Origin of the sequence: Chryseobacterium sp. (genome assembly GCF_041914225.1) — a bacterium.
Lineage (GTDB): Bacteria > Bacteroidota > Bacteroidia > Flavobacteriales > Weeksellaceae > Chryseobacterium.
The window spans coordinates 1-25,584 of sequence record NZ_JAYSDT010000012.1; the positions used below are offsets into that span (position 1 = coordinate 1).

A 25,584-nucleotide genomic window follows, 5' to 3' on the forward strand; every position below is an offset into this window, starting at 1 on the left:
AATGCCGCCCTGTCACGGCGGAGGTCGCGGGTTCGAGTCCCGTCCGGATCGCAGCTATGATATCAAAGTAGTATAAAATACTGTAAAATATGATTTTGCAGTATTTTTTTTGTGTATAAGTTCTAGAATCTCGGAATAAAAAAAAATCAAAATTTACTTTTACAATATTGCGATATCAACGCTAATGTTTTAAATAAAATTAACATATAGCATTAAAAATATTAATAATAATTGTTACCTTCGTTCAATAATAAAAGCCACCGGTTGTTGAATTAATGAAAATGGAATTTTAGATTTATTGTATATGGGGAATGTTTTTAAAATCAGAGTCTTAAGATATATGCCCGAGTGGCTGGCTTTTCTTATCCATATTTCAGTTGTCTTTATCTTATATTTTCCCCTGCAAAATCTGGATATACAAATTAATTTAATTGGTCATCAAAATGAAAAAATAAAGAGAAGTATAATACACTTTGTTTCTTTTGGTTTATCTGGAATTGTACGGTTTTCTGTAAGTGCTTTTGTAGTATTTCTGGGATTGAGTTTTATATCAGAGCTCACATCAGATAAGCCTGTTTATTTATTTTCTGTTCTTTTTTTCTTAGTATTTCTGATATTCTTTTCAGAATCACAGCCAAATTTTTTTACGGGAAAATCTATGAGAATAATCCTTCACATAAGAAAATAATGAGATCAGAGTTTGATTGAGAAAATTGAGGTCATGAATTATAAAAAAATAACTATTGTCATTACATTAACAAGGAATAACAGAATGTCTGAAAATGAACTATATAATCAAAATTAAAGAATTATATAAATAAAAAAAAATAATATTAAAATAATAATTTCGCCGTTTTGTTTTTAAACGGAATGAAAATTGCTAGAGAAAGAATTGATTTCAACATGGGGAATTTAAAGTACATTTTAAAATATTTAAATAATATGGTAAGCTTTACTGTAATTATATTAAATAAGATTGAAATCAACTCTGTAAACCTAAATAATAACACAAGTAGATAAGAATAATAACATATGAATAAAACTATTATTGCATATATAGTACTGTTATCGGTTACTTTATTGTCATGCAGACCGAAGCAGAACATGGTATATATGTCAAAGCATAATATGGAAGAGGAGGTTGCAAAAGCCAAGTTTCAGGGCTTACATATTCAGGAAGGAGATGTTCTCCTGATTCTTGTATCTGCACTTGACGAAATTGCTGTAAAACCTTTTAATCTTAATACTGTAAATAAAGTAGGGAGTGTATCGAGCACAGGGACTAATCAATATTCCCAGCCAAGTGAATATCTTGTGAATGAAGAAGGCTATATCTCTTTTCCGGTTTTAGGAAATGTGTATGCAAAAGGAATGACCCAGGTACAGTTAAAACAGGAACTTGAATCCCGTCTTAAGAGATACCTTACAGACCCATTGGTGACTATTACCTTGAAAAATTTTAATGTAAGTATTTTAGGTGAAGTAAAAGAACCGGGACAGAAAGAAAGTGTTTCTCAGAAAATCAATATTTTTCAGGCACTTGGGCTTGCAGGTGATATGACAGATTTCGGGGATCGTACGAATGTAAAGCTTATCCGTACAGGAGAGGATGGAACAGACCAGATTGTTAATGTCGACCTTACCAGATCCGATATTGTGAGTTCGCCGTACTATTATATGAAGCAAAATGACATATTATATGTACAGCCGGACAAAAATAAACAAGTCCAAGCTAACTCGAACCCTAACAGAGCCCTTACTTTCCAGATCATTGGTGCTTTACTGACAGCTGGTACACTTATTATTGCTTTAACACGACGATAAAATATGCAGCAGATAGAACTTCAACCAAAGGAAGAGAAATTAAACTTAAAGAAAGCCATCTCCAAATATCTTTATAAATGGTCATGGTTTATAGCCTCCATTATAATCTGTGTAGCAGTTGCTTTTATTTATTTAAGATATAGTGTCCCAAAATATCAGTCAAAAACTACCCTTAAATTCGATAAAAAGCAAAACGATCTTACTTCTGCTCTTGCTGATCTTGATAATCTTGGAATTGGTCTGGGGAATTCTGATGAACTGAAAGGTGAAGCCGCAATTGTTAATTCGCGGCCGTTGTTAATGCAGGTTGTGAAAAATCTTAACCTTACTGTAGAATATTTCAGTGCGGGGGATATTAAAGATTCACAATTGTTCGGTAAAACTCCTATTACAGCAAAGGTATTGAGCTATGCAAAAGAAAAATTTGTAAAAGTTGAATACATCTTAACAGACGTAAAGGGTGATCAGTTTACGCTTCAAAGTGCTAAGAAAAAAGAGCTTACGGGGAGGTTCAATACTCCTATACAGCTTGATTTCGGAACTGTTGTATTTCAAAGAAATCCAGGCTTTGCCGTTAAATCAAACTATAAAATTGTTTTTTCAAGTCCGCTAGAGAAAATAAAAAAACTTGAAAAAACCATACAGACCAATATTCCTGATGAAAAAGCAATGCTGATGGAGATCAGTATGACAGGATCTGTTCCTGAAAAATCTGAAGCTATTCTTAATGAGATTACTAAGCAATATAATCTGGATGGACAGAGGGATAAAAATTTGCAGGCTCAGAATACACAGGAATTTATTGATAAAAGACTGGAAGTAATAACCAAAGACCTTTCAGGGGTAGAAAACCAAAAAGAAGATTTTCAGAACCGTAACCGTATTGTAGACCTTCAGGCACAGGCTGAACTGGCACTACAGAATACAAGTGAAAACACCAAGCTTCTTCTACAGCAGCAGGCTCAACTTGACCTCCTTAATTCACTTTCAGGAGAAGCTTCGAAAGGCAATAACCAGCTTATGCCATCAAATCTTGGTTTGAATCCCTCACTTGAACAAGCTATTTCTCAATACAATTCATTGATCATCAGTAGAAATAAAACCCTTAAACAGGCTACTAATGAAAACCCTGCTATTATAGAAATGAACAAGGAAATTGCTTCCTTGAAGGAAGTTATCCGTGATAATATCCAAGAGCAGAAGCAAGCAGTGCAGACAGGTATTTCTCAGCTTCAGAACCAGATCAATACGAATAATAATATGATCGAAAAGGTTCCCGGACAATCTAAAGTATACAGAGGAATTGAACGTCAGCAAAACCTTAAAGAACAATTATTTCTATTCCTTCTTCAAAAAAGAGAGGAAAATGCAATCAATCTTTCTGTAGATGTTCCGAAAGCAAAAATTGTAAATCCTGCATTTACAGACGATACGCCGGTATCGCCCAAAAAAGAAATCATTCTTCCAGGGGCTTTATTACTGGGAATATTAATTCCATTTGGTATTTTCTATCTGTTATTCCTGCTGGATGATAAAATTTATAGCAGAGAGGATATTAAAGAACGTTCAGGGCTTGGTGTATTGGTGGATATCCCTTCACTTACAGATTCTGAAAATCATTTGGTACAGAAAAACGATTTTTCAGAATTGGCAGAAGCCTTCAGGGGTCTTGTTTCCAATTTAAAATTTGTATTACCTGTAAAGGATACAGCTAAAGTTATCATGGTTACTTCTTCTGTGAAAGGAGAAGGAAAAACCCTGGTATCTGTGAATCTTGCACTTACCATCGCTAATAAAAATGCAAGAGCTCTTTTGATTGGATCTGATATCAGAAATCCTCAGATTCAGAGGTATGATAACGAACCTGTTAAAAGGAAAGGTCTTACAGAGTTTTTATATGATGAATCGGTAAAGGAGGAAGAGCTTATCCATACTTCAACAACCAATCCTTCATGTGATGTTATCTATGCGGGAGCTATTCCTCCAAACCCTCAGGAACTACTTTCCAACGGACGTTACCAGAAGCTTATTCAGCAGATGTCTTCTCAATATACTTATATTATTATTGACTCTGCACCATTGATGCTGGTTTCAGACACATTAAGTATTGCAGATACCGCAGATGCAACATTATACGTGGTAAGGTCAGGAGTATCGAAAAATATTCTGATTGATTTTGCAAACGATCTGGTAAGAGATTCAAAACTTTCCAATGTGTCTTTTGTAATTAATGACGTATCAAAACGTGCAGGCGGATATGGATACAACTATAGCTATGGTTATGGTTACAGCCAGACTAAGGCCAAGAAAAGTTGGTGGAGTAAAATTTTCAAATCATAAAAATGAATAAAATTTTAATTACAGGTGGAGCGGGTTTTATTGGCTCTAACTTAACAGAGTATTTTTTAAACAAAGGCTATTATGTGGTGTGCCTAGATAATTTTGCAACAGGACACCGTCATAATATTGAACCTTTCCTTGAAAATCCAAATTATAGACTCATCGAAGGGGATATCCGTGATTTGGAAGTTTGTAAAGAAGCAGTAGAAAATGTAGATTATATTCTGCACCAGGCAGCACTCGGTTCAGTTCCAAGATCTATTAAGGACCCTATCACAAGTAATGATGTAAATGTATCAGGATTTCTGAACATGCTGGTTGCAGCCCGTGATGCTAACGTAAAACGTTTTGTATATGCTGCTTCATCTTCTACTTACGGAGATTCTGAATCATTACCTAAAGTGGAGGCTGTGATCGGAAGACCTTTATCTCCTTATGCCATCACTAAATATGTTAATGAATTATATGCTGATGTATTTGGGAAAACTTATGGCATAAAATGCATCGGCCTGAGATATTTTAATGTTTTCGGTCGCAGACAGGACCCGAACGGAGCTTATGCTGCTGTAATTCCTTTGTTTGTAAAACAGTTAATCAACCATGAATCTCCTACAATAAACGGAACTGGAGATTATTCACGTGACTTTACTTACATTGATAATGTTATTCAGATGAATGAGCTTGCCATGCTTACTGAAAATCCTGAAGCAATAAATACCGTTTATAATACAGCAGTAGGGGACCGTACCACATTGAATGATCTGGTGGGTTATCTTAAAAAGTATTTAAGTGAATTTGATGAGAAGATTGGTGATGTGGAGGTTGTTCATGGCCCGAACCGTGTAGGAGATATTCCTCACTCTCTGGCATCTGTTGAAAAAGCAGAAAAATTATTAGGTTATAAGCCAAGCCATACGATAGAAAAAGGATTAAAAGAAGCTATCAGCTGGTATTGGGAAAATTTAAAATAAACAAGCTTAAATTGATTCTTTGTGGAAAAACAATATAAAATTGCCGTAATTGGATTAGGATATGTAGGTCTGCCTTTGGCACGGTTATTTGCAACAAAATATCCGGTTGTAGGTTTCGATATCAATCAGAAAAGGATTGAAGAATTAAATACAGGAACTGACAGTACTCTGGAAGTGGAAGACAATGTGCTGAAAGCGGTCTTAAAACACCAAAGCCCTTTTAATCAGACCGGTGAGAATGGACTGTACTGTTCAGCAGACATTAATGATATTAAAGATGCAAATATTTATATCGTGACAGTTCCTACCCCTGTAGATAAGCATAACCGTCCGGATCTTACTCCATTATACAAATCTTCAGAAACTGTAGGTAAGGTATTGTCCAAAGGTGATATTGTTATCTATGAATCTACGGTATATCCTGGAGCTACAGAAGAAGAATGTATTCCTGTACTGGAAAAAGTTTCAGGATTCAAATTCAATCAGGATTTCTATGCAGGATACTCACCGGAAAGAATCAATCCGGGTGATAAGGAGCACACGGTAGAGAAAATTCTGAAAGTTACATCAGGTTCTACACCGGAAATCGGAAAAGTGGTAGATACTTTATATAAATCTGTGATTGTAGCCGGAACTCACCTGGCTCCAACGGTCAAAATTGCAGAGGCGGCTAAAGTAATTGAAAACTCACAGAGAGATATCAATATTGCTTTTGTCAATGAACTGGCTAAAATTTTCAACCTTTTAGAAATTGATACCCATGCGGTATTGGAAGCGGCAGGAACCAAATGGAACTTTTTACCGTTTAAACCAGGATTGGTAGGAGGCCACTGTATTGGTGTAGATCCATATTACCTGGCTCAAAAAGCTCAGGAGAATGGATATCATCCGGAGATTATATTGGCAGGACGCCGTCTTAATGACTCTATGGGGCAATATGTGGCTTCACAGCTTGTAAAAACGATGATCAAAAAGAAGATCTCAATTAATGGAGCCAGAATATTGAACTTAGGAATAACATTTAAAGAGAATTGCCCGGATGTACGTAATACGAAGGCTGTAGATGTTATTCAGGCGCTTGAAGATTATTCTTTACATGTTACTACCTTTGATCCATGGGCTAAACCTGAAGAAGTGAAGCATGAGTACAACCTTACCGTTGTCAATGAAATTCCGGAAGAGAAATTTGATGCGATTATTCTTACAGTTGCCCACAAAGAATTCATGGGAGTAAATTTGAATAATTACCTGAATGAAGGAGGAATTATTTATGATGTGAAGGGAGTGCTGGAGGAATGTGATTCCAGACTGTAACTATTTAATTTGCTTAAAATTATGAAGAAAAAACATCTGATTGTTTTTGGGACAAGACCTGAAGCTATAAAAATGGCTCCTCTGGTAAAGGAATTTCAAAAAGAAGAATCATTTGAGACTAAAGTTTGCGTTACAGCTCAGCATAGAGAGATGTTGGATCAGGTTTTAAGTTTTTTTGATATCAAACCGGATTACGATTTAAATCTAATGAAGCCAGGCCAGAATTTATATAATCTGACCGCTGATATTATTACAGGCATGAAATCTGTTTTGGAAGATTTTAATCCGGATTATGTATATGTGCATGGAGATACTACGACTACAATGGCAACCAGTATTGCAAGTTTTTACTCCGGTGCGAAAGTATGTCATGTAGAAGCGGGATTAAGGACTCATGATAAAAGATCTCCATTTCCGGAAGAAATTAACAGACAGGTGGCGGGACGCATTGCAGATTATCATTTTGCTCCCACAGAACAGTCAAAACAGAATTTATTGGCTGAGAATACCAGGGAAGAAGATATATTGATTACAGGAAATACCGTGATAGATGCATTATTCTTTAGTTCTGCAAAAGTGGAGCATATAGATAATACAGAAATAGATGCTCTTAAGGCTAAAATTGATATATCTAAAAAAATAGTTCTGGTAACAGGACACAGAAGAGAAAATCATGGACAGGGATTTATTAATATTTGTGAAGCTTTAAAAGAAATAGCTGTTACAAACCCTGAAATTCAGATTATCTATCCTGTACATCTGAATCCTAATGTAAAAGGACCTGTATACGAAATTTTATCTGATGTTAGAAATGTAATACTGATAGAACCTCTTGCATACCCAGCTTTTGTATGGCTCATGAATCAATCTTATATGATCATTACGGACTCCGGAGGTATACAGGAGGAAGCTCCAAGTCTTGGAAAGCCTGTTCTGGTAATGCGTGATACCACAGAAAGGCCTGAAGCAGTGAATGCTGGCACGGTAATCCTGGTAGGTACAGATAAAAATAAAATTGTTTCGGAAGCGCAGAGTTTATTAAGCGATCCGATACGTTATCAATCCATGAGAGAGTTGCATAATCCCTATGGAGACGGAACTGCATGTGAGCGCATTGTAAATTTTATAAAAAGTAAATAAATGAATATATCTTCTCTTGTTAAAACGAAGATGTTTAAAGAAACTTTAACATACTCCATAGGAAGTTTTGGGTCAAAGATTCTTTTATTTTTATTAGTTCCTTTTTATACTTATTTTCTTACTAAAAAAGAATTAGGAGAATATGACTTATTGCTTGCGTCAATAGGTCTTGTAGCGCCCTTAGTATCATTGCAAATTTCTGAAGCAACATACAGATGGTTAATTGATAAAGAATATATAAGAGAAACTGAAAAAGCAAAAATTATAACCAATTCTATCATAGTGCTATGTATAGGTTATATTATTTTTTGTGTTTGCTTTTCTATTTATGTTCTTTTTAGCAGCTTTAATTATCAGGGATATTTTATAATTCTGATCTTTCTTAATAGCTTTCTTCCTTTATTACAGAGTATTTTAAGAGGGCAGGGAAATACAAAGGCGTTTGCTGTCAACGGTATTTTAACTACTTTTTTAATCGTGGTCTTTAATTTCGTTTTCATTTACTTGTTAAAATTAAATGTTGAAGGTATTTTCATTGCCAATATTGTAGCGTATACGATTGCGTGTATCACGATTTTATATAAGATAAAAATAACTAAATATTTCAGCTTTAGATATTATGATCTTAAGCTTATAAAATCGATGTTGTCCTATTCCTTGCTTTTGATTCCTAATTTGATAAGTTGGTGGGCTATATCTTTTGCCAGTAAATTTATCATACTGCATTATATGGGGCCTGAAGGAAATGGATTATATGCTGTAGCTAGCCGTTTTCCAACGTTATTGTTAGTGATCAATTCTGTTTTACTGCTGCCATTACAAGATAGGATTTTAAGAGAAAAAGATGATGCTACTTTTAACAGGCTGTTTGATAAGTTCATTCTTTTTGAAATAACTCTAGCTTTTATACTGGGTGTAGCTTCTCCTATCATGACAAAAATATTGGTGTCAAAAGAATATTTTGAGGCATGGGAGTATATGCCTTATTTGTATTTGGGGGTAGGTTTCAATGCAATTGCCGGTTTCTTGGGATTAAAATATCAAAGAGAGAAAAAGACATTAAAAATTACCATTACTTCTTTAATAGGGGCAATTATTTCAATAGCTTTTAGTGTGATTCTTATACAGAAGTTAGGATTACAAGGTATTTCTATTTCATTTTTACTTGGATTTTATTCTATGTTTATAATGAGATTCTGGGATATTTCGAAGTCTGAAAAAAGACAAGCGAGAATCAAAAAGTTATTTTTCATTACAGCTATAATGGTTATTATTATTATAGTAAATCACTTTATAAAATATTATATTTCATGAATATACTGATAAGAGAATGTGATAATAGTAACTTTAATTTACTAATGATCGAATTTGATTTAAGATCGAAAGCTGATGAAATGTTGTATCAATTTGTGAAAAAATATAACAGTACATTTAATGGAGAATAAAGAAATTGTAATTGTTCATAAAACCTGCGTTTCAGATTACCCTCCTTTGCTGGCTTTTATAAAATATCTGAATAAAAATGGTTATAAAATACATCTTGTTTTAGGTTTTGAGAAAGGAAACTTAATAGATGAGCTGAACCGTCTTTGTTATAAAGTTCATTTAACCGGAATAAAACCTTCATCCAAGAAGATTTTATACTGGTTTAAGATCAGAAACACCTTTTGGAAAATTATATATAAAAATCAATATCAGGATAAACTGATCTGGATACCGGCAGCAGATACCACACTGGCTTTAGGAAAAAAACTATTGTCACTGAATTATGTGCTTAATTTATATGAGCTTTTCGATTATGCACCAAGGTATATAAAAGGCCTTGAAAAATTTGCGAAAAATGCGAAGCTGGTCATCTGTTCAAATTTAGACAGAGCCAATATACTTCGGGTTTGGTGGAAGCTAAACAAGACACCGGAGGTTATTCTGAATAAACCTTATTCAGAGCTGTCTGAAAGAAATCTTCCTTTGACGGATGAATTGTCTAACCTTTTGGAACCTGTAAAAGGAAAAAAGAAAATTATTTACCAGGGAGTTATTTTTCCAGAAAGAGAATTAGAAGGAATCTGTCGTTATATCAATCAATCAGAAGATTTTGCATTAATTATAATGGGTAAAGAAACAGAATATTTGAAAAAGCTACAGACCATCTGTCCTTCTATTATCCATATTCCGTTTGTTACTCCTCCTTATCATTTACATGTAACCAGTCATGCAGATATTGGTATATTAACCTATGATCATTCATCTTTGAACAATATATTTTGTGCACCAAACAAACTTTGGGAGTTTTCTAATTTTGCTATGCCTATGATAGGAAATGATATTCCGGGACTTATTAATACAATTGTGGCAAACAGAATGGGAGAGTGTATTGATTTCCAGAGAGAAGATCAGGTATCTGAAACACTGCAGAGTATTTTGAAAAACTATACAGAATATTCCGGTAATGCTAAATCATTTTATTCCAGTTATAATTATGATCTTGAATTAGACAAAATCATGCAGAAGTTGTAGAAACAGAGAAATGGAAGCTATTATAAATGCATTTGATTTAAGATTTACACTTGTTTATATGAGTGTAGCACTTTTTGCAGTCATTCTGATTAATGAATATGTCTACAGAAAAAAGAATTCTGATGATGTTCAGAATTTTCTATTATTATTTTATGCATTGGTAATGATACTATTGATAGGGATCAGAGATAAAAAAGTAGGCACAGATTCAGAAAGATCATTAATCTATTTTACCGGCGATAGAGTAAGATCTTTAAGTGAACTCAAAGATATAGGAACCTACTTTATTTCTTTATTTGCCCGTAAACTTAGTGATAATTATAAAGTATTTTTTACATTAAATGCGGCATTGTATGTGATACCTATTATTATAGGCATACGAAATCTTACACAAAAAAACAGATTTCTTATTTTCTTTATTGTGATTAGTATGTTCTTTTTTAAGACTATGGGTATTAACACAACCAGACAGGGTATCGCATTCTCTTTCTTTTTTCTTGCAGTAACCTTTTTTGATAAGAAAAAATGGTTATCCATTATATTCTTCATTATTGCATTTTTTAATCATGCTTCTATTATAATCCCTATTCTGATTTTCCTAGTGTCTACCAGAATTAAAAATCTCAAAGTCATATTTTTTATTTATGTGGCGGCTACAGTATTGTCATTAGCGAATTTTAATCTTAATGAACTTTTAGGTAAAATACCTGTAATCAATATTTTAGTGCAGGAAAGATTAGATCAATACTATTCCAAGGGAGTTAAAGTTGCTTATAAAACTGGTTTTAGGATAAACTTCTTTGTATTCAACACTATATTTGCCGTGATTGGATACTACACTCTTAAAGGTATTGAAAATATTGAGGAGCATTTAAAATATAAAAGGTTTTATGTAACATACATGCTGACCTCTGCTTTTTTCTTTCTCATGTTTTCTGCTGCTTTCAGTGACCGTTTTGGCTTCTTGTCATGGATTTTCATCCCTTTTCTGATGTATCCATATACACAAACTAACAAAAAAATTGGAGTTGTTAATTTGTTTGGAGTGTTTTTTATCTGTTTTTTCCTGTTTTTAATGTTTAATTTAAAATAATGATATCAGTAGTAATCCCTTTGTATAACAAAGAAAAATATATTAAGGAAACGATCCGTAAAGTACTGAACCAGACGTATCAGAATTTTGAAATCATTATTGTTAATGATGGAAGTAAAGATAAAGGTCCGGAAATAGTCAATGAAATTGATGATTCCAGAGTGAAATTGTTTAATAAAGAGAATGGAGGAGTTTCTTCAGCCCGTAACGTAGGGATAGAAAAATCTCAATTTGAATATATAGCTTTTTTGGATGCTGATGATGAATGGTTACCTAATCATTTAGAGGAAATTCATAAACTGATAACCAAATATAAAAGTAGTGCTGATGTTTTTGTCACGAATTTTGCAAGAAAGTATTCGGAAGAAAAAATTGTTGATAATAGAAAGCAGGATGAACTTAAAGAAGGAGTTGTTAAAGATTATTTCAAAGTGATTCTCAGAAAAGGGTTAATACATACTTCTTGTGTTTGTGTAAGTAAAAAAGCGTTATTAAAAGCAAAATTATTTGACGAAAGAATTTCAAGAGGAGAAGATATGGATCTATGGGGGAGATTAGCCAGAGAATACGGAATAGCCTATTCACCGGTAATTACCGAATTATATCTGCAGGAGGCCGAGAACAATAGTAGAGGAAAATCTGATATTACTAAATCTATTGTCTACCATTTGGATTTTTCCAAAGTAACATCTTCGGATGAGAAAAAATATTTGAAAAATTTACTTTATAGAAAATATGCTTCATTGTTGAAGAATATTGATTTTGCAAGCTTTATTAAATTAATGATTAAACAGGGTTTTTAAATGAAAGAGAAAATATATAAAATATTGCCTGATTTCCTTCAGAACTTTATGGTCTATATGTATAATAAACAGGCCTATAAAAGAAGATATGGAGGCGAGTATAAAAATTTCAGAAAAGAGAAAAAAGAAAACCGCACATTATCATTGGAAGAGCTCAAAGAATATCAAAAAAACAGATATTCACAGTTTATCAAATTTGTAATTAAAAATTCAGAGTATTATAAAAAATCGATTGGTAATATTGAGAATGTGGAATCTATTGATAATATTTCCAGTTTACCGATCGTTAACAAAGAAGTACTTCGTAATAATATTGACTCTATAACGGTAAAAACTTCCGAGAAATTAGAAAAATCCAAAACAGGAGGTACTACAGGCAAATCTTTGGAGGTGAAGTTCTTTTTTAGAGACAGTCAGGAAAGATTTGCTTTCTTAGATGATTTCAGATCGAGATTCGGGTATGAACTGGGGAAAAAAACAGCATGGTTTTCTGGGAAAAATCTGTTGACAGCCAGGGATGTGAAGAAAAATGTATTTTGGAAAACAGATTTTATACATCATGTTCGCTATTATTCCACGTTTCATATTAAAGATGATTATCTTAAATATTATGTAGAGGATTTAATTCATTTCGGCCCTGAATATTTAGTTGGATTTCCGTCTACCATATTGGAAATAGCCAAATATGGTATTGCCAATGGGTATGATTTTCCTGAAAATAAGGTAAAAGCAATTTTTCCGACAGCAGAAACCATTACTGAAGAAACAAGATATTATATCGAGAAATTTTTTAAAGCAAAACTTTATAATCAATATGCTTCTTCCGAAGGAGCTCCTTTCATCATTGAATGCGAAAAAGGAAATCTTCATTTGGAGCTGCAAACAGGTGTTTTTGAAGTTTTAGATGAAAACAATCAGCCGGCACAGTCGGGAAGGTTAGTGGTTACTTCATTTACCACGGCTGCCACACCATTGGTAAGATATGATATCGGTGATTCTATAACACTTGAGGACGCAGATAAAAAATGTAGCTGTGGTAATAATAATCCTTTGGTAAAAGAAATTCTAGGAAGAATTGATGATTTTATCTATTCAGTTGAAAATGGTAAAATCAATCTTGGGAATGTTTCCAATACTTTAAAAGATACAAAAGGGATTATCAGATTTCAGGCAGTACAGAATAAATTAGATGAACTTGAGCTATATGTTGTTGTTGATCAGGAAATCTATTCGAAGCAGATTGAAAAAGTATTTCTTACAAACTGGAGAGACAGAGTGGGAGATGTTATGAAAATACAGCTCAATTATGTAAATGAGATTCCTGTAGAGGGCAGCGGTAAATATAGAATAGTAAAAAATAATATAAAAGGTCTATTATGAAAACTCTAAAATCATTTTTAATACTAGGGTTGTCAACATTTTCTACATTATGTTGTTCTCAGCGAAAAGACAAAGTAGCGGTTGATAATTCATTAATAGTAAATCAGAAAATTACTGTTCAAACCAATGATTTTTTTAAAATCGAAACAGTACTTCCAAAAGGCTATGTGAAAGACGGTTCGATAGATTATACGGCCTATATTCAAAAAGCTATTGATGGTAATAGTAAAGTGATGATGCCGGACTTTCCACTAATGACAAGTGGAATCTTTGCACAATCAAACTCACAAATATATTTTCAAAAAAATTCTTCTCTGATTTTAAAGCCCACGGCTGACGTCAGATATCAGATCATAAGTTTACATGCAGTTGAAAATGTAAAAATTTATAATCCTACTTTAATAGGAGATCGTGACAAGCATTTGGGGTCGAAAGGAGAATGGGGATTTGGTATTGATATAAGAGGTTCCAGAAATATAGAAATTTTTAATGCTAATATCTCTGATTGCTGGGGAGATGGTATTGTTTTGGTAAAAACTATGAGAAATATGAGATCGGGTATTACCAAAGAAAATATATTTCCAACAGAAAATATTAATATTATAGGAGGATTTATTAATAATGTGAGAAGAAATGGAATAACAATTGCTGGAGGTAAGGATATAATTATAAAAAATCTGTTAATTGCAAATATTAATGGAACAAATCCAATGGCCGGTATTGATATTGAGCCTGATGATAGTTCTAATATATTAGAAAATATTAATATTGAAAATGTTAAGATAAATAATGCAAATGTAGGCATAGATTTAAATTTGCCGCAGTACGGTAATCAGAATATATCAAAATCTGTCACTATTTCCTGTAAAGATATCTCGGTTGAAAATGCCAATTCCGGAATTTATATAGCGGGATACAAGAATAAACCTAATATCAAGGAAATAACAGGCTATTTTAAAGTTGATAATTTTGTTACAAATAATGTGACAAGACCTTTTGAAAAAAGAGACCAGTTTGGATTATATCCTACGATTCAAATGAACAATTATAAATTTAACATTAATAACAAAATTGATACTTCTACACAGTCACTTTTAAAAAATGTTAAAGATAACAGTAAATTAAAATATTAATAAACATTGATTAATTTAAGATTAAATGAATAATTGTTATTAAGTATTCAATATTTATAAATAGCTGGCAAAAACCTGACAACCAAAATACTTATGTCATTGCCACAAAAAAGCTATTAAACTCAAGAAACACATTTATAAATGGAAAATTTATGATTTTCCAGAATAGTAACTGATAGGCTATGTTAACCAAAACTAATTCTGTTTTGAAATAAAGTTATGGATTGACATTAGCTTTAAAAAAATGCTTTAACTTATTAGAAATCTCGATTTCGTGATTTATAATAGGTTAAGTGAAAAATGACAATACACAAAATATTTTATGAAAGAAATTTTATTAGTTGGTTCTAGGTTATTAGAAATAAACAATAAAATATAATAGAAGTTGAAAGCTAAATTGATACGGATTACAACAGTGCCACTTTCTTTAAAAATTCTATTGAAAGGGCAACATCGGTTTATGTCAGAACATTTTGACGTAATAGGAGTTTCATCACCCGGTAAAGAACTGGAAGATGTGAAAAAAGATGAAGAAATAGAGGTAAGAGCAATTGATATGTCTCGTAAGATTACACCTATTAAAGACATCAAATCTTTATGGAGTACTTATAAACTTTTAAAAAAAGAAAAACCACACATTGTTCATACTCATACTCCTAAAGCTGGTATTGTAGGGATGCTGGCAGCAAGAATGGCAGGAGTGCCTCATAGATTGCATACGGTAGCAGGCTTGCCATTAATGGAAGTAACAGGAGTAAAACGCCAGGTTTTAGATTTTGTTGAAAAATTAACATATGCTTCTGCTACCAAAGTATATCCAAACTCAAAAGGGCTGTCTGATTATATCATTCAGCATAAATATACAGATAAGTATAAACTGAAAGTAATTGGAAATGGTTCATCAAACGGAATTGATACATCATTCTTTTCACCTGAACAAGTTTCAGAAGATCAGAAAACTATTCTTAAAAAAGAATTAAAAATAGAAGACTCGGATTTTGTTTTTGTCTTTGTGGGACGTTTGGTAGGAGATAAGGGAATTAATGAACTGATAAAAGCTTTTTCAGCTTTAAATAAAAATCAGAGGCGTTCAAAATTATTACTTGTAGGTCCGCTGGAACAGGAGCTGGATCCATTATACCCTGAAACATTAAAGGAAATTGAGACTAACCCGGATATTATATCAGTAGGGTTTAAGAAAGATGTACGTCCTTATTTTGCTATTTCTGATGCATTGGTTTTTCCCAGTTATCGTGAAGGATTCCCCAATGTGGTGATGCAGGCCGGAGCTATGGAATTGCCAAGTATTGTTTCTGATATCAACGGATGTAATGAAATTATAGTAGAAAATCAAAACGGAGTCATTGTTCCTGTAAAAGATAGTGAAAGACTTAAAGAAGAAATGGATAAAATGATCTCAGACAGAGATTATTATCAGACATTAAAAAAGAATGCACGACCGATGATTGAAGATCGGTTTGAGCAGTCAGTGATCTGGAATGCCATTTTAAGTGAATACAACAAACTGATCAAAGAAAGAGAATTTCGCGTATAATTTTAAAGTAACAAGAATGTTGATTTTGTGTGTGTTTTTATAATCGGCTTTCTTGAATTTTCTAAGTGAAATTTGATAAAAGGGTATTTAATAGCAGGTGTATCTCAAATTTTTTATATTTGAAAATGTGTATTTTACAGATAGCTTTGAAAGAAAAGAAATCGGTTTCTTTGGAAAATTTAAAAAAAGCTATATATTTGCGCCAGTTAAAAACAACGATTTTTAATTGATCCGGTAGTTCAGCTGGTTAGAATGCCGCCCTGTCACGGCGGAGGTCGCGGGTTCGAGTCCCGTCCGGATCGCGAAAAGTCTTCTAGAAATAGAAGACTTTTTTTGTTATGGAGATTCGTCAGAATCTTGATATTTATCTGCAGGAAGAATTTAAAGGATTATTAAGATAAGCTTTTCCCTAAGGAGGCTGTACAAAATAGGGCGTTCCATAGGTGTTTCCAGAGCGGAAAAAATCGGTGGAAATGACCTGGGCACCACTGCTGAAAGCTGCTTTAGACCTTGTAAAATCGTTGGTTTTGGCTTCGTAGGTTTCAATATCAGATCTGGTTCTTACCATATAACCTTGTTTTACCAGATCCTGTATTTCTTTCTGTCTCACAATAGCATTATCCCTTAATATAAACCCTGCAAAAGAATCATCCGGTTCACTGTTAAGGAACATAATTCTTTCCTTTAATGAGCCATCAATTAAATAAGGATTATTTTTGGAAGAAAGAGTTCCTGCACTTCCGGGAAGCAGCATAAAAATGAATTTTCCCTTACTGTCATTAAGCCTTGGCCAGTTGTTGTGGGTAACAGCTTCTTTCAGCGTTTTGAAATTACCCTGCACTTCCTTTGGGGTGATAATCTTATCCTTTCCCAGATATTTTACAATTTCTTCATCTAGTTCATTATAAGCTTTTTTATCAAAAGGAAGAATTTTTGTACTGTTTTCAAGAATTGGGAAACCGGAATCTTTGGCTTCAATCATCATAAAAACAGGGGTGTGCCCGGGATGCTGATCAGACCATGTTTTAAGAGCAATAAGGGCATCTTTTAAAGTAGGGTAGTGTGTCCTGAAGTCGATGTCTGCCATATGGAGTACTTTGAATCCCGGCTGATCCAGTCCCTTGGTATTAAATGGAGCCAGGTCATTTACTCCTTTAGCTTTTAAAATCTCATACGTTGCAGGACGGCTGAATCTGCTACCTTCCGGATCATAATAAACATCTATTTCCAGCCCTCTCAGATTGGCATTGAGCTGTTCTGTGAAGTCGGGATGATTATAATTTAACCCTTCTTTCAAATCCATTCCGTAGGGATGATATTCTTTAAATTTGGCTTTTTGTTCCTCAGACATCATACTGCTGTATTTCTGCATCATCCCGTTGATAATTGGAGTCACCAGTTCCAGTACTCTGGGATCTGCAGGCTGAGCGTATGAATTATGCGTTCCTACAACCTGCAGCTGGTTGATTCTTATATCCTGGCATTTATCCTGTGCCTGTACAAGTGCTGTCATACAAAATGCAGCTCCATATATATACTTTTTCATATGAATAAAAATTTTTTGATTAAAAATTGAAATTGAATCCCAGCTGTCCGCGTATTCCTGAGTAAGAAATATTTTCTAAGCGGTCTTTAGTGCCCATATAATAGCGGTTGGGTTCATTGAAGATGTTGTTAAGCTCAATAAAAAGGCGAACTTTCTTTGTAAGGCTATAAGAAGTGGAAAGATCTACCGTAAAGTTTTTATCAAAATACTGATAATGGTCTGCACCTGCAGCCGCCCTGATTTCACTTACATAGTTTCCTTTATAATTTCCGGCCAGGCGGACCATCAGCTTACTCGTTTCATAGAAGAGAATGGTATTGAAAATATGCTTGGCCTGATTAGGGATAGTGGTCGTCATGGTCCCTGTCTGCTGGCCGTTTTCATAGATCGGCATATTCATTTTGGAAGAGATGTACGTGTAATTTCCTTCAAAGCCAATATTTTTCAGGAAACCGGGTAGGTTTTCAAAACGTTTGGATATTCCGAATTCAAAACCAAAAAGCTTTGCTCCTTCCAGATTTTTAGGGGCTGTGAATGTATAGGTTCTTCCTGCAAGATCTACCACAGACTGGTCTTTATAGATAAGATTGGTGATATTCTTATAAAATACCCCGGCTGTTATCAGATCCAGTTTTCCGAAGTAATTCTCAAACATAAGATCAAAATTATTTGAAAGTGTAGGATCAAGTTGGGTATTTCCCTGGGTGATGGTATTGGTAATATCATTCACAATGGTTCCGGGATTCAGGTCATTGAAATCAGGTCTTGCAAAAGATCGGGTATAAGCCAGCCTCAGAATGCGGTCACTGCTGATATTCCATTTCATATTTACCATTGGCAGGACTACGTTGTAGGTTTTTGTATCTTTAATATCTTCCGTTTTATTGTTTTTATCTGAGACTACTTTTTTACCCCAGAAGGTAACGTCATTATATTCATTTCTGAATCCTCCCAATACCTGGATCTGATCTGAAATTTTCCAGGTTCCCATCAGGTAAGTTGCCCATACATTTTCAGTACCTTTGTAGGAGCTGGTAATATTGGAGTTGCTTTCCTTACTGCTCACCTGCATCAGCCCTAAGCTGTTTTGTGTGACAGGACTGTACATCTGATCAATCTGTCCGTTTGTAATCTGATCAATGATCACAGCATTATAAGGATTGCCTAAAGGATTCATGCAACCTCCTTTATATGGGAAATTTTCACGCTCAAGCTGATTCAGATAAGTGACCGGAGCTCCGGGAATCCCCAATGATGATTTGGGCATCCAGACAAGCAGGGAACTGTTTACAATTTTATTTTTGTTGTTGTATTTTGTTCCGAATTTCAGCTCAAAATTATTGGTAACTTTATATTTAATATCAACTTGCCCTCTAAGATCCGTTTCACTGTTGCGATTCTGGCTCAGGATAATCTGGTTAAGTCTGAGCTTATCTGCTGAGATGACCTGCTGGTTATAAGGCAGGGTATATCTTCCCGTATCTCCGATCCCGTCCGGCGCATCCATTGCCATATACTTTCTTCCGTCAGCAGATAAATTTCCATAGGTCATGGACTGTATAAAATTCACCATAGGATATCCTCTTTCATAAGGGTCAAGGTTGTCCGGAGAGTTAAATTTAAACTCAGAACGCGCCTTAGACAAAGACCAATCCACTTGCATACGCTGTCCCACCTGGTGATTTCCTCCCAGCTGCATAGAATATAAATCAGTAAGATAGTCCGCATGACGGGCCTGAAGCAGAACATTTTTACTGTCAAAATTAAAATAGGTTTCCCTTACCGACTGGCCGTCTTTATATTGGCTATATAGGCCTTTTGCATATAATTTATTTCTGCTGTCTATCTCATAATCCAGTCCTAAATTGAACCCCAAAGTTCTGCGGTTCGCCAGATAATCACGAAGCTGTAACTGGTTAATAGAATAAGAAGCGGTTTTATCTTTCAGTCCATAGTTGTAAATATTTCTCATCTGATCTATAGCTGTAGAACGCTCCCAGATCACGGCTGAGGTAATGAATTTCAGCTTATCAGTGACTTTATTTCCGTAGACGATGGAAGTATTGTAGGTGGGGGATTTGGACATGTTGACGTAGCCTGAAGCCATACTGATAGCCAGTGTTTCTTTGTTGGGCGAAGTTTTCGTGATAAAATCCACATTTCCGCCAATGGCATCACCGTCAAGGTCCGGAGTAAGAGCCTTAGACAAACGTACATTCTGAATAAGCTCCGAAGGAAAGATATCCATCTGAACGCCGCGGTTGGCATTATCACCGCTGGCACTTGGCATTCTGTTTCCATTAAGGGTAGAAGCAGTCCATTGTATAGGTGTACCTCTTACCGCTACAAAGCGTCCTTCACCCATATCCCTTTCAATAGATACGCCCTGCATCCGCTGTACGGCATCCGCAGCATTACGGTCCGGCAGTTTCCCGATGGCATCGGCAGAAAGTACCTCTGTAATGGTGTTGGAATTTTTTTTCATGGTAATCGCCCTGGCCTGTGATGCTTTGTATACACTGGTGACAACTACCTCCTGAAGATTGTTTTCTTTAAATTTAGCTCCGAATTTAATCAATCCGAGATTCACTTCCTTTTTATCCGTTACGGTGAAAGGAATGTAAACACTGTCATACCCTTTATATTCTACAACAAGCTTATAACTGCCGTCATAAACATTATTAAGAACAAAGGAACCATCAGTATCGGAAGTAACCTTCTGTCCGCTGTTTTCAATATAAACCAGGGCATTGGGAAGATTTCCCTGGCTGTCTACTACTGTTCCGTGAACGGTAGTTTGTGCAAAGGCCAAAGGCCCAAGAAGAAAAAATGCTGCTTTTGTTAAAAAAAGTCTTTCTCGTGACATCCTTATAAAGTTTGATGCAAAGATGTCGGCTCCTGCAAAAGTTTTGGTTCATTTAAATTTTATCCAACTATTTCTCTCGAGTTCGAAGCGAACTATATTGTAAACCAGTGAGTTGCTAATATTAAATAATTGTAACTAATGAACAAGCTGAGAAGGAAGACAGTCAAACTCCATTTTAAAATATTTATAAAAGGTAGATTTTGATTTAAATCCACATTGAAATGCAAGATCTGTTACACTGGCCGAAGGATCCTCCTGTAAGATTTGTTTAAAGTGCTGAATACGGCGTCTGTTGGTGTATTCGTGAAAGTTGGAATGAAGATGCTTATTAAAAGTGATGCTTAAATCTGCCTTGCTTATTTTCAGATGGCCGGAAAGTTGGTCTAAAGTAAATTCCTCATCCAGATAATCATGACTCTCCTGATAGAAAGAGATAATGGAATTTTGTACTGCGTCAAAATCTATTTTTGAAAGATCTTTATATTGATAGGTTTCTCTGGGAGCAGAAAGATTGGCTGTATTTTGTTGCTGCAGCTTATGCTGGTACGTTAAAATATAAACGTACAAAATCCACCCGAACTGAAAAAGAAACAGAAGGCTGTAGATTTTCTGATAGATCAAAGTATTCCAGCCCAGTTTGTAAACTGCCCAGAATATCAGCACACCCAGCAATACATAACAAACCAGATAACGGAAATTACCTGCTGCAGGATGAGTAATATTTTTGCGGTATTTTGTCAGTAAATAAATGCACAAAATAAGACTGGCAAGCCAGTAATAACTGTAGTAGACAAAATAAGATTTATAGGAACTGATGGCCAGGTCAGCCCAGGAAAGACCCAGCATTTTTGCAGAAACTGCAATAGCATGATGAATAACTACCAGCGTTAACGGAACAATGACGTACTTGAGTTTATCTCTCCATTTTGCATGAATTAAATAGGTTGTGATATATAGGAAAATAAGACCTTTGAAAACACGGAGACTTCCGGGGATTTCATACAGAACAGATTCATAGCCGAACCTTTGAATGATAAAATATTCATATCCCATATCCAGTGTAACCACTCCGATATAGAGAAGCTGCATATTCAGTACAGATTCTCTGTTTCTGATAAGGGACATAAGCAGGGTAAGAGTGATAAGTGCCTGTAGTACAACTACCATAATGATGTATAGCATGATAACTGATATTTTGCCAAAATTATAGATAATATGAGCATGGTATCTTTAACAAATTATTAAATATCAGGTCAGAAGGAGAGTTGTTGCTAAGAGGGAGCTTTAGAATGAGTAAATACTAAAGAACAGAAAAATGAATAATATTCTATTAAATGTCTGAAATCACCGTTTTTTTACGGTATTTTTAACAATCTCTTTTATGATTCAATTTTAGGTCTGATATTTGTACTGGGTAGCCAAACTAAACGGCCGATTTATTTATGAAAAACATATCTGTGAAAAAATCCTTTCTTTATGCATGTTTATGCGCTGTTTTCCTTGTTTCATGTAAAAAAGAAATAGAAAAAATAAGCGATACTTTTAAAGATACTGTTTCTGCTTCGGAAACGCCGGAGGCAGAAAAAGATTCCGTAAAGAAAGATTCTGTTCCTGTGGTAAAGAAAGAATCAGTTCCTCCTGTAATGCAGGAAAATGGCTTCTATAATGCTTTTGTTCTTCCAAAAGATAAAAAAATGCGTGATTCTGTGTATGCAGAATTCAGCAAGAAATATAGTGTAGAAGAACGAACCGCTATTTTAGCTTTAAACAGATTGGATTCTAAAAGCAAATGGAATGCTGATACCTTGGTAGTTCCTGCCAAAATAGATACAACCCTGATGGCGTATTCACCATTTCCCATGCAGCTTGATGTATTAAGCGGGGTGAAAAAGTTTGTCATCTTCTCATATCCTATACAGGCTTTTGCTGTCTATTCTAACGGAAGTCTTGTAAAATGGGGACCTACCAGCATGGGTAAAAAAGCTGCTCAGACCACAAGAGGACTTACTTTCGCCAACTGGAAAAAGAAACTGGCTATTTCTACAGTGAGCACCGAATGGAAACTTCCTTATAACTTCAACATTCACAATATCGGAGGAATCGGATGGCATGAATATACCCTTCCCGGATATCCTGCTTCGCATTCCTGCTTACGATTACTGAGGAAAGATGCCCAATGGCTGTATTCTTATGCTGATACCTGGATTTTGAATCCCGGCGGAGCTACTACCAAAGCAAAAGGTACCGCAGTAATGGTATTCGGAGATTATAAATGGGGCGGAAGAAAACCATGGCGAAATCTGCTGGATGATCCTAATGCCAATAATATATCTGTTGAAGAACTTACAAAACTTCTGGAACCTGAAGTTCCGAAAATGCTGAAAGAACAAAGCAACAGAGAAAAAGTAGTAGATTCTATCAAAGCAGCAAAAGCAATGGTGACACCGATTCAAAACGAAAAACCTGTAGAATCTCAGTCTAATTAATTTTCTTTTCAAACTGTAAAGTAGATTCTTCAGCAAATCTTCTAAGCTTAAGCATTTCATCTTTGCCTTTATGCTGTCCGAATCTCGCAGCAATATAAGTAAGGAGAATAAAAAACAACATAACAAAAGAAGCGCTCAATGCCCATGGGTATTCGGCGCTTTTTATTTGCTTTTCCACATAATACATGGTGAAAAAGGTCATCCAGAAAATAGAAAAAGAAAAGTACAGGAACATAAAGAATGCCCACACCGCAGAACTGGGGCCGAATATTCCCCGTATTACGGTATGCTCATCTTCAATTTCTACACGTAAGGCAAGCCTTGGTTTCCAATAACTGTCATCCTTTGTTGTGACCCAAATGGTGGCAACTTCTTTATTGATATTACCGGAAAATTCATCTTTATGCTCTTCCATATATTTTTTCAGGTTTTCAGCATACTCTTCCTTGGTGAGATGAGTAAACATTTTAAATCTTGGCCTGGTTCTTATCCTGTCTAAGGTGGTTTCTTCAGTTTTCATACTTTTATTCTTGATAAGGAATTGGGTCTTCAAGCATGAAGCGGAATGTCAGCTCTTCATTTTTTCTTCGAATGACCATAGTAATATTTCGCCCTTCACTGGATTTCATTAATTCTACTATTTTTTCCAGTGTCATATCCGCTGTTCTTTCACCATTGATGCTGATAACTTTGTCGTCCTTTTTCAGGCCTGCTTCATAAGCCGGAGAATCTTTTCTTACTCCTGTAATGGAAAATATAGGTTTTAAAATGAATTTATACTGAAAAGCATCTGTTATAAACTTCAGTTGTTACCATAGCAGATTTTTGGGTTTCAATTTTTACTCTGTCTTCCTGCCATTCCAGGCCATCCTGTTTAAAATCCAGCCCACTCATATTAAAATGAAAAGGATCATCATAATTTCTGTTTTTCTTCAGGTACAGTTTTTTATTAGGGTAATCAAAAATAACCGTAAAACGACGCATAATTTCTCCGCCTATAGATCCTTTTCTGTTTTCTACTAAATTGACGTGCTGGATAGAAAATTCATCCGGCATAGCGGTAAGCGGCTTTTCAAATTTAAAATCCCCAAGATAAAAATTATGAGTACGGCTTCTTTTTCCATAAATATCTCCGTTGAAACCACGGCCAAGGAAGTCATCTATATTAGGTCTGTTATACACAAAATTTTTAATAAGCGTAGGGAAAAGCCATATGGCATCACTATTGCCAAGATCTATCAGTAGTTTTGAGTCTTTCTTTTCATTCGTCATTTCTACCCCGGCGTATAAATAAGGTTTATCTTTTTCAATTGTGATTGGAAATTCTTCAAACCTTTTGATTTTCTTTTTTAAAAGATCAGCACTTTCATACACCGTTATTTTCCTGGATGTATAATCTATATAAATAGGGTGGTCTTTGAAAAAATGATATCCGATTACTCCATTTACAGGAATTCCTACGTGAGGCGAAATATTAAATTCTTCATCAATGATAATATAGAGAGACATAGAGGTATTGATAATCTCATCACCTATTTTGCCCATATTACGCTCGGATTTTAAACCATCAATACTCACACTGCCACCAAGGCCGGAAAATTTAACTTTTTCAACATTGCTCAGTTTGAGCTCCTTATTTTCCAGGCTAAAAAGAATGGCATCCGAAACTCCCGTATCCAGCAGGAAGGTAAGTTCCGCACCGTTAACAGTAATAGGAATAAAGATAAGATTGTTGATAAACTTAAAAGGAATAACTGCTTTTTTAGTATTGACCAACTCAAAAGAGTTCTGGGCATTTACAAAAATGCATAGAAATAATCCCAGTAAAAGCAATTTAAATTTCATTTACTGAATTTAGCAAATTTATCCATATGATAATAAAAAAACACTCCAAGAGCTGGAATGTTTATATAAACTACAATAAAGTACTATTTTTTGTTGAATTTATTTTAAAATTCACTTTCTTTATTTGGAAAAGAAATCCATAAGATCCATATAATTTTTCTGATTCACGCCATGTCCGCTCATATATTCTCTGAAAGAGAAATAACAGCTAAGATCATAAAGGAGGTCTGCGGCCTTTCTTCCCCATTCCAATGGTATCACAGCGTCATCAGTACCATGAGAAATAAAGAAACGGAGCCCTTCCAGTTTCTTTTTGTCTTTTACAATACCGTCAAGAATTTTATCCTCAGGATAGCTGCTCAGGCAGGCAACGCGGTTGAAAAGTTCAGGATGTTGTAAGGCTAAAGCATAACATAATATACCTCCCTGGCTGAAGCCGCACAAATGGGCTTTGCTTTCCATCAGTCCGTAATGGTTGATGATTTTTAGTATGCTTTCCAGAACTGCATTGAGAGATTCTTTTGCCTGGGAAACATTGATAAAGTTTTCAGGATCATTAAAATTGATGTCATACCATGAATATCCTTCAAATTGAGTATCGTGCGGAGCTCTGAAACTGACAATGATCCAGTCAGAGGGAAGTGTTTCCCTGAAACTGAAAAGATCCTGCTCATTACTGCCGTAGCCATGAAGCATAAAAAGAATAGGAGTGTTGGATGTAATATTTTCCGGCTCTCTTACTAGATAATCTAAATTCATACAGCAAATATA

20 protein-coding genes and 1 tRNA gene are annotated in these 25,584 nt (G+C 34.7%); 14 read left to right on the forward strand and 7 right to left on the reverse strand.

Annotated features, from left to right (window positions below):
- The first annotated feature begins 1,032 nt into the window (after positions 1 to 1,032).
- From ACE3RB_RS07530 to ACE3RB_RS07590, 13 genes are all read left to right on the forward strand, one after another.
- Positions 1,033 to 1,824 carry a polysaccharide biosynthesis/export family protein gene (locus tag ACE3RB_RS07530; protein WP_374463664.1) on the forward strand — a complete coding sequence of 264 codons (792 nt, stop codon included), beginning with the start codon at positions 1,033 to 1,035 and terminating at the stop codon, positions 1,822 to 1,824.
- 3 nt (positions 1,825 to 1,827) lie between these two features.
- Positions 1,828 to 4,164 (forward strand): GumC family protein, encoded by a 2,337-nt coding sequence (locus tag ACE3RB_RS07535; protein WP_374463665.1) that lies wholly within the window; start codon positions 1,828 to 1,830, stop codon positions 4,162 to 4,164.
- A 2-nt stretch (positions 4,165 to 4,166) separates the two neighbouring features.
- Positions 4,167 to 5,135, forward strand: a complete 969-nt coding sequence (locus ACE3RB_RS07540; protein WP_374463666.1) for an SDR family oxidoreductase — start codon at positions 4,167 to 4,169, stop codon at positions 5,133 to 5,135.
- A 21-nt stretch (positions 5,136 to 5,156) separates the two neighbouring features.
- The gene (locus tag ACE3RB_RS07545; protein WP_374463667.1) at positions 5,157 to 6,449 is read left to right on the forward strand and encodes a nucleotide sugar dehydrogenase; all 1,293 of its coding nucleotides are present in this window, start codon (positions 5,157 to 5,159) and stop codon (positions 6,447 to 6,449) included.
- 21 nt (positions 6,450 to 6,470) lie between these two features.
- Complete coding sequence (gene wecB / locus ACE3RB_RS07550; protein ID WP_374463668.1) at positions 6,471 to 7,589, forward strand: non-hydrolyzing UDP-N-acetylglucosamine 2-epimerase; 1,119 nt, start codon at positions 6,471 to 6,473, stop codon at positions 7,587 to 7,589.
- Complete coding sequence (locus tag ACE3RB_RS07555) at positions 7,590 to 8,903, forward strand: lipopolysaccharide biosynthesis protein (RefSeq protein WP_374463669.1); 1,314 nt, start codon at positions 7,590 to 7,592, stop codon at positions 8,901 to 8,903.
- A gap of 120 nt (positions 8,904 to 9,023) precedes the next feature.
- A complete protein-coding gene (locus ACE3RB_RS07560; RefSeq protein WP_374463670.1) occupies positions 9,024 to 10,106 on the forward strand; it encodes a hypothetical protein in 1,083 nt (360 codons plus the stop codon).
- A gap of 10 nt (positions 10,107 to 10,116) precedes the next feature.
- Positions 10,117 to 11,199, forward strand: coding sequence for an EpsG family protein (locus ACE3RB_RS07565; protein WP_374463671.1), 1,083 nt, complete (start codon positions 10,117 to 10,119; stop codon positions 11,197 to 11,199).
- Positions 11,199 to 12,002: a glycosyltransferase family 2 protein gene (locus ACE3RB_RS07570; protein WP_374463672.1), complete on the forward strand. Its 804-nt coding sequence runs from the start codon at positions 11,199 to 11,201 to the stop codon at positions 12,000 to 12,002. The genes ACE3RB_RS07565 and ACE3RB_RS07570 overlap by 1 nt, the downstream gene beginning before the upstream one ends.
- Positions 12,003 to 13,382, forward strand: coding sequence for a phenylacetate--CoA ligase family protein (locus ACE3RB_RS07575; RefSeq protein ID WP_374463673.1), 1,380 nt, complete (start codon positions 12,003 to 12,005; stop codon positions 13,380 to 13,382).
- On the forward strand, positions 13,379 to 14,515 hold the full coding sequence (locus ACE3RB_RS07580) for a hypothetical protein (protein ID WP_374463674.1): 1,137 nt from the start codon (positions 13,379 to 13,381) through the stop codon (positions 14,513 to 14,515). The genes ACE3RB_RS07575 and ACE3RB_RS07580 overlap by 4 nt, the downstream gene beginning before the upstream one ends.
- Positions 14,516 to 14,975: 460 nt before the next feature.
- Positions 14,976 to 16,070, forward strand: coding sequence for a glycosyltransferase family 4 protein (locus tag ACE3RB_RS07585; RefSeq protein WP_374463675.1), 1,095 nt, complete (start codon positions 14,976 to 14,978; stop codon positions 16,068 to 16,070).
- Positions 16,071 to 16,298: 228 nt separating this feature from the next.
- Positions 16,299 to 16,372: transfer RNA gene (locus ACE3RB_RS07590), tRNA-Asp, on the forward strand.
- A 107-nt stretch (positions 16,373 to 16,479) separates the two neighbouring features.
- Here the strand turns inward: ACE3RB_RS07590 and ACE3RB_RS07595 are convergent.
- From ACE3RB_RS07595 to ACE3RB_RS07605, 3 genes are all read right to left on the reverse strand, one after another.
- Positions 16,480 to 17,616, reverse strand: a complete 1,137-nt coding sequence (locus ACE3RB_RS07595; RefSeq protein ID WP_374463676.1) for a phosphatidylinositol-specific phospholipase C domain-containing protein — start codon at positions 17,614 to 17,616, stop codon at positions 16,480 to 16,482.
- 19 nt (positions 17,617 to 17,635) lie between these two features.
- Positions 17,636 to 20,482 (reverse strand): TonB-dependent receptor, encoded by a 2,847-nt coding sequence (locus tag ACE3RB_RS07600; protein WP_374463677.1) that lies wholly within the window; start codon positions 20,480 to 20,482, stop codon positions 17,636 to 17,638.
- Positions 20,483 to 20,617: 135 nt separating this feature from the next.
- A complete protein-coding gene (locus tag ACE3RB_RS07605) occupies positions 20,618 to 21,664 on the reverse strand; it encodes a helix-turn-helix domain-containing protein (RefSeq protein ID WP_374463678.1) in 1,047 nt (348 codons plus the stop codon).
- A gap of 260 nt (positions 21,665 to 21,924) precedes the next feature.
- Here ACE3RB_RS07605 and ACE3RB_RS07610 point away from each other — a divergent pair, with 260 nt between their 5' ends.
- Positions 21,925 to 22,968 carry a L,D-transpeptidase gene (locus ACE3RB_RS07610; RefSeq protein WP_374463679.1) on the forward strand — a complete coding sequence of 348 codons (1,044 nt, stop codon included), beginning with the start codon at positions 21,925 to 21,927 and terminating at the stop codon, positions 22,966 to 22,968.
- Here the strand turns inward: ACE3RB_RS07610 and ACE3RB_RS07615 are convergent.
- The 4 genes from ACE3RB_RS07615 to ACE3RB_RS07630 form a co-directional block, all read right to left on the reverse strand.
- The gene (locus tag ACE3RB_RS07615; protein ID WP_374463680.1) at positions 22,961 to 23,488 is read right to left on the reverse strand and encodes a hypothetical protein; all 528 of its coding nucleotides are present in this window, start codon (positions 23,486 to 23,488) and stop codon (positions 22,961 to 22,963) included. The genes ACE3RB_RS07610 and ACE3RB_RS07615 overlap by 8 nt on opposite strands.
- Positions 23,489 to 23,492: 4 nt before the next feature.
- Positions 23,493 to 23,774, reverse strand: a complete 282-nt coding sequence (locus ACE3RB_RS07620) for a PDZ domain-containing protein (protein ID WP_374463738.1) — start codon at positions 23,772 to 23,774, stop codon at positions 23,493 to 23,495.
- Positions 23,743 to 24,813: a retropepsin-like aspartic protease gene (locus ACE3RB_RS07625; protein WP_374463681.1), complete on the reverse strand. Its 1,071-nt coding sequence runs from the start codon at positions 24,811 to 24,813 to the stop codon at positions 23,743 to 23,745. Before ACE3RB_RS07625 ends, ACE3RB_RS07620 begins: the two co-directional genes overlap by 32 nt.
- 120 nt (positions 24,814 to 24,933) lie before the next feature.
- Positions 24,934 to 25,572: an alpha/beta hydrolase gene (locus ACE3RB_RS07630; protein WP_131438361.1), complete on the reverse strand. Its 639-nt coding sequence runs from the start codon at positions 25,570 to 25,572 to the stop codon at positions 24,934 to 24,936.
- Positions 25,573 to 25,584 lie beyond the last annotated feature (12 nt).